Consider the following 5,667-nt stretch of genomic DNA (forward strand, 5'->3'; position numbering starts at 1 on the left):
AGGTTACGGATGGTAACGTGGGGAGTACTCATGCTGATTGGTCTGCAAAAAGCAGTAATAAATTCAGAACTTCAGAATACCGTCAAGTCCCGAAAAAAGAAAAATCAGGTGCGGAATGACGGGTAAAGCTATAGGCGATATGTTATTCCTTTCGCCTCGTACCATTGAGAGTGCTCTGCAAAGACTCTATGCCAAAGTTGGTGTATCCCATTTTGATGATTTTGCAGAGTTTTGTCATAACAAAAATTACCATCGTTACCTTCCACGGCGATTCCTTGAATGCAAACGCGCCATGTTTGAAAACAATTATGATTTAGATGAGTGGTGATGTATCTTGCAATTTACATACACTCCGCGGTTAAAAGAATAAAGGCCGCTCAGCGGCCTTTATTCTTTACTTTTTATTTCTCGTTACCTGCCAGCGTTTCAAACTGATATCCGTAAATATCCCCTTGTGCCACAAAGGTAAGACGGTTCGTGATACATTCCGGCGCGTCTTCAGCGTGATGGGAAACAAACAGTAGTTGCGTTTCTCCTTCACCGATCAACACGTCCAGCCAGCGCCGCACCAACTGTCGGTTGAGCGGATCTAACCCTTGTAACGGTTCGTCAAGGATCAGCAGTGCCGGGTGTTTCACCAGCGCGCGCGCAATCAGTACCAGACGCTGTTGCCCCCATGACAATGCGTGGAACGGGGAGTCCGCTTGTGCAGCGAGTCCCAGCAGTTCAAGCCATTGCTGCGTTAAGAAACGTTGGCGATCGGACACGGCCTGATAAATGCCAATCGAGTCGAAAAAGCCTGACGTAATAACATGGCGCACACTACTGCTGACGCGGTATTCCAAATGCAGGCTGCTGCTGACGTAACCGATATGCCGTTTGATATCCCAAATGGTTTCACCACTGCCGCGACGGCGTCCAAACAGCGTTAAATCATTACTGTATCCCTGCGGGTGATCGCCAGTGATAAGGCTCAGCAATGTTGATTTCCCGGCACCGTTTGGGCCGACGATTTGCCAATGCTGACCGGGCAACACCTCCCAATCAAGGTGATGCAGAATGGGGAGATCGTTATATTGCACCACGCCATCTCGCAGGAGGATGCGAGCTTGATCGGCTGGGAGCGTCGGCGTATGCAGTGGATCTTCTGCGGCCGGTAGCGCTGTGCCGGAAAGCGTTTCACTAAATGCCAGTTGGGCGATCAAGGCATCGGCCAATACCGCTTCATGCGTACCGGTGCGTGTCAGAGTGCAGTCAGCCAGAATGCCAACATGGTTGATAAATTCAGGAATATCATCGAACCGGTTAACGATGATCGCCAGCGTGTAACCGCGCTGCGCCAACTCCGCCAGATGTTCTGCCAACTGTGCGCGGGAAGCCACATCAAGACCTTCGAAGGGTTCGTCCAGAATCAGCAGATCGGGCTTTGGCATCAGTGCCTGACACAGCATGACCTTGCGTGTTTCGCCGGTAGAGAGGTATTTAAAACGGCGCGAGAGCAGGGGAGTGATGCCAAACAGGGCGGCCAGCGTAGCACAGCGGGCAGGATCGTGAATCTCATCCTGAATCACTTCAGAGGTAGTACGTCCGGTATCGTCTTCATCAGCGCTGAGCATATCGGTATTGTTGCGCTGCCACTCTTGCGAGACCAGTTGTTGCAACTGCTCGAAGGAGAGACGTGCAACGCGAGGAAAATCGCTGTGTTGCGAGCCCTCCAGCAGCGGGAGTTCACTCGATAGTGCGCGCGCCAGCGCAGATTTTCCGCTGCCATTCGCGCCCACAAAGGCACACTGAGATTTTCCTTCCAGCGTCAAGGCATCAATGCGCAAAACGCGTGTGTCATTTATGCGAAAAACACCTTGCAAAATTTGCAACGACGACATTCTTTATCTCTTTTTTAGCAAGTAATACTCTCAGAAATAAAGGGCATTGCCGCCATTGTCAAGCCGTTCCTATGGCGATTCTTGTCGTGAGGACAGCAATCAGCACAAGGTAGCGACAATCGCACGATCGGCATTAAAGCAGGCTGTCACCGCCATTCCAACGCGCAGTTTTTGTTGCGTCACTTGCTCGTTTGGCACCGTGGCGCAAAGTGTCTCACCGTTTGCCAGCGCAATCAGCACTTCACTGCTATCCTGTCCCGCTTCCAGCGATGACACGGTGCCAGTCAGCTCGTTATCGGATTGTGGCCGGGTTGCTGCGGCATCGTATACCGCAATCCAGGGGGCTTTGATCAACACCAGCACTTCTTTACCTTCATTGAGTCCTAATCGCTCGGCGCTCTGTTGGGTCAGTAATACATTCACCGCCGTCTTTCCATCGGCCAGCAGTACGCTCAGGTGCTGCTGAACCGCGTCCCGGCTGCGTGCTTGCACCGTACCAAAGAACTGGTTACGGGCGCTGGTTTGCAGTGAAAAACGCGCGATGGCGGCCAGCAGGCTGTCCAGCGGCAAATTATCATCTTGCAGAACGTCAAACGCCTTTTGCTGTATTTGTGCCAGCAAATCATAGAGCTGAATCAATCGTTCGCCATAACGCGTCAGCGTGGCCCCACCACCGCCTTTACCGCAGGTCATGCGCTCTACAATGGTCTGCTCTGCCAGTTGATTCATTTCGTTGATGGCATCCCAGGCGCTTTTGTAGCTGATACCTGCGAGTTTGGCACCTTGGCTGATGGAACCGGTGTGACGAATCTGTTTGATCAGCTCAATGCGTCGTGGGTCGGCAAAAAGACGTTGTTGTAATTTGAGTGTCAGAAGGATTTCAGCTTGCATGGTCACGGTCCAAGGAGATTAAAAAAGACAAAACCGAGCGTGCGTGACGTTCGGTACAGCGCTATTGTCGCGCGTTTGAGCGGTGCGGGCAAACCGCACAAATGGTCGCATTAATTCTTACAGTTACGGTACACTATTCACCATCACCCGTAATGATTTTTCGTTGCGGTACGTTGAGATTCGCGATGAATGTCGCGTGTATTGAGAAACGGACCGTTAGCGATAAGTGAGGTAAGCATGTTGGATTTGCTCAAAAGCCTGCTGTTTGCAGTTGCCATGGTGCCTGTGATGATGGCGATCATCCTCGGTGCTATCTACGGTTTAGGCGAAGTATTTAACGTCTTTTCCCGTATCGGTCATGCCGATGAACGCGTTGTAAGAAAGTAACCCCACTACGTTTTCTCTTTTCTGATGCCCGGTCGATTCGACCGGGCATTATTTTTTTGTATGTACTCTCTTCGGATTATGCGAGCAAAAGCGCATGACATTGCTGGATTTATCGTTATATTATTCCGAATACAACGATAACGTCCTGATGTAATTACTCTTGGGAGAGACCGATGAAACAGCAATGGATGAAATGGGGTGTCGCACTAACCCTGAGCGCAACCTTGGCGATGCCAGCCTTCGCGGCAGAACAGAAAATCACCGTGTTTGCCGCCGCTTCGCTGACCAATGCGTTGCAGGAAATTGCCGCACAATATAAGAAAGAGAAAAACGTCGATATCGTTTCCTCTTTTGCCTCCTCTTCAACGCTGGCTCGCCAGATTGAGCAAGGTGCGCCTGCGGATCTGTTTATTTCTGCCGACCAGCAGTGGATGGATTACGCTCAGGATAAAAAACTGACGGATACCGCGACACGCTACACCCTGCTGGGTAACGCGCTGGTGGTGATTGCACCGAAAACCAACGATGTGAAGCATTTTGCCATCACGGATAAAACCGACTGGAAGAGCCTGTTGAAAGGGGGCCATCTGTCGGTTGGCGATCCGGACCATGTGCCTGCCGGGATCTATGCCAAAGAAGCGCTGCAAAATCTGAAAGCCTGGGATGAACTCTCTCCGGTGATGGCACGCGCTAACGACGTGCGTTCCGCCATGGCGCTGGTAGAACGTGAAGAAGCCCCTCTGGGTATTGTATATGGCTCCGATGCGGTCGCCAGCAACAAGGTGAAAGTGGTCAGCATTTTCCCGAAAGAGAGCCACAAGCCGGTCGAATATCCGATGGCTATCATCAAAGATCATAACAACGCGACGGTGACCGGTTTCTACGAATACCTGAAAACGCCTGCCGCTGCGGATGTGTTCAAACGCTATGGTTTCACGCCGCGCGGATGATGCTCACGGATTACGAATGGCAAGCCATTGAACTTAGTCTTAAAGTTTCCATCACCGCTGTAATATTCAGCCTGCCGCTAGGGATCCTGGCGGCATGGGTGTTGGTACGCTGCCGTTTTCCCGGAAAGTCGCTGTTAGACAGCATTATCCATTTGCCGCTGGTGTTGCCACCGGTGGTGATTGGCTATTTGTTGCTGATCGGGATGGGTAGAAAAGGGATTATTGGCCAATGGCTTTATGAATGGTTCGGCCTCAGCTTCAGTTTCAGTTGGCGTGGTGCCGCACTCGCTTCCGCAGTGATCGCATTTCCTTTGATGGTGCGCGCAATTCGTCTGGCGCTGGAGGCGGTGGATACGCGGCTGGAATTGGCCGCCCGAACGCTGGGTGCTAACCCCTGGCGTGTCTTCTTCACCATCACGTTGCCTCTTTCATTTCCCGGCATTGTGGCAGGCACCGTATTGGCGTTTGCTCGCTCGCTGGGTGAGTTTGGTGCAACCATTACGTTTGTGTCTAATATTCCGGGGGAAACACGTACCATCCCGTCGGCGATGTACACATTGATTCAAACACCCGGTGCAGAAGCCGATGCGGCGCGCCTGTGCGTGATTGCCATTCTGCTCTCAATGGCGTCGTTGCTGCTCTCTGAGTGGTTAACCCGCTGGGGCCGCAAACGGTTGGGGGTGTAATGCTGGAGCTTAATTTTCATCAACGCCTCGGCGATCTTGATTTGCGTGTGGATACCCAATTGCCCGCATCAGGCATTTCTGCGGTGTTTGGCGTATCTGGCGCAGGAAAAACGTCGCTGATCAATGCGGTGGTGGGCCTGACTCGCCCGCAGTCTGGCCGTATTGTGCTCAAAGATCGCGTGTTAATGGATGCCGAGAAACGTATCTGCCTACCTCCCGAAAAGCGCCATGTAGGTTACGTCTTTCAGGATGCACGGCTGTTTCCGCACTATCGTGTGCAAGGCAATCTGCGTTATGGCATGGCGTCATCCATGAAATCGCAGTTTGATGCCATTGTGGCACTGCTGGGGATTGAGGCACTGTTAAACAGCTTACCGCTGACCCTTTCCGGTGGCGAAAAGCAGCGTGTGGTGATCGGTCGCGCCTTGCTGACCGCACCGGAACTGCTGCTAATGGATGAGCCGCTGGCGTCGCTTGATTTGCCGCGTAAACGTGAGCTATTACCCTATTTGGAGACGTTGGCGAAAGAGGTCAACATTCCTATCCTGTATGTCAGCCATAGCATGGAAGAGATCGTGCGGCTTGCCGATCGGGTGGTGGTGTTGGATAAAGGTAAGGTTAAAGCGGAAGGTCGGCTGGAAGAGGTATGGGCAAGCAGTGCGATGCGTCCCTGGCTACCGAGCGATGAGCAAAGCAGCATTCTCAATGTGAAAGTGATGGAGCAGCATGAGCGTTATGCCATGACTTGTATTAGTCGCGACTTGATCTGACACTGGACCTTGCAAGGTTGAGAGTTACCGGTTTTGATATGGGTGTCCAATCCTTATACAAAACACGAGGTAACTCTCATGATTCATACTAACAATCCCA

Annotated in this window: 6 protein-coding genes and 1 pseudogene; 5 read left to right on the top strand and 2 right to left on the bottom strand. The window is 51.9% G+C overall.

From position 1 onward, the window contains the following. The first annotated feature begins 115 nt into the window (after window positions 1-115). Window positions 116-328, top strand: coding sequence for a hypothetical protein (locus tag ACTBDZ_RS14365; RefSeq protein ID WP_438815830.1), 213 nt, complete (start codon window positions 116-118; stop codon window positions 326-328). 73 nt (window positions 329-401) lie between these two features. Here ACTBDZ_RS14365 and modF read toward each other — a convergent pair whose 3' ends face one another. Together modF and modE are read right to left on the bottom strand one after the other, a co-directional pair. Further along, a complete protein-coding gene (gene modF, locus ACTBDZ_RS14370; protein WP_438815831.1) occupies window positions 402-1,883 on the bottom strand; it encodes a molybdate ABC transporter ATP-binding protein ModF in 1,482 nt (493 codons plus the stop codon). A gap of 99 nt (window positions 1,884-1,982) precedes the next feature. Next, the gene (modE, locus tag ACTBDZ_RS14375) at window positions 1,983-2,774 is read right to left on the bottom strand and encodes a molybdenum-dependent transcriptional regulator (protein ID WP_438815832.1); all 792 of its coding nucleotides are present in this window, start codon (window positions 2,772-2,774) and stop codon (window positions 1,983-1,985) included. Between the two features lie 237 nt (window positions 2,775-3,011). Here modE and ACTBDZ_RS14380 point away from each other — a divergent pair, with 237 nt between their 5' ends. From ACTBDZ_RS14380 to modC, 4 genes and pseudogenes are all read left to right on the top strand, one after another. Continuing rightward, window positions 3,012-3,161 carry an AcrZ family multidrug efflux pump-associated protein gene (locus ACTBDZ_RS14380; protein WP_196906231.1) on the top strand — a complete coding sequence of 50 codons (150 nt, stop codon included), beginning with the start codon at window positions 3,012-3,014 and terminating at the stop codon, window positions 3,159-3,161. A gap of 173 nt (window positions 3,162-3,334) precedes the next feature. Further along, window positions 3,335-4,111: a molybdate ABC transporter substrate-binding protein gene (modA, locus tag ACTBDZ_RS14385; RefSeq protein WP_438815833.1), complete on the top strand. Its 777-nt coding sequence runs from the start codon at window positions 3,335-3,337 to the stop codon at window positions 4,109-4,111. Beyond that, window positions 4,108-4,797, top strand: coding sequence for a molybdate ABC transporter permease subunit (gene modB / locus ACTBDZ_RS14390; RefSeq protein WP_438815834.1), 690 nt, complete (start codon window positions 4,108-4,110; stop codon window positions 4,795-4,797). The genes modA and modB overlap by 4 nt, the downstream gene beginning before the upstream one ends. Continuing rightward, window positions 4,797-5,552 (top strand): annotated as a pseudogene (gene modC, locus ACTBDZ_RS14395) (molybdenum ABC transporter ATP-binding protein ModC); the annotation flags it as partial. The gene modB and the pseudogene modC, both read left to right, overlap by 1 nt. Between the last annotated feature and the right edge of the window lie 115 nt (window positions 5,553-5,667).

The organism is Symbiopectobacterium sp. (assembly GCF_051710365.1).
Classification (GTDB): Bacteria; Pseudomonadota; Gammaproteobacteria; order Enterobacterales; family Enterobacteriaceae; genus Symbiopectobacterium.

What these genes read in the sequence shown, in the direction of transcription:
- ACTBDZ_RS14365 (WP_438815830.1), top strand. Translation starts at nt 116, where the DNA reads ATGACGGGTAAAGCTATAGGCGATATGTTATTCCTTTCGCCTCGTACC.
- modF (WP_438815831.1), bottom strand. Translation starts at nt 1,883, where the DNA reads ATGTCGTCGTTGCAAATTTTGCAAGGTGTTTTTCGCATAAATGACACA.
- modE (WP_438815832.1), bottom strand. Translation starts at nt 2,774, where the DNA reads ATGCAAGCTGAAATCCTTCTGACACTCAAATTACAACAACGTCTTTTT.
- ACTBDZ_RS14380 (WP_196906231.1), top strand. Translation starts at nt 3,012, where the DNA reads ATGTTGGATTTGCTCAAAAGCCTGCTGTTTGCAGTTGCCATGGTGCCT.
- modA (WP_438815833.1), top strand. Translation starts at nt 3,335, where the DNA reads ATGAAACAGCAATGGATGAAATGGGGTGTCGCACTAACCCTGAGCGCA.
- modB (WP_438815834.1), top strand. Translation starts at nt 4,108, where the DNA reads ATGATGCTCACGGATTACGAATGGCAAGCCATTGAACTTAGTCTTAAA.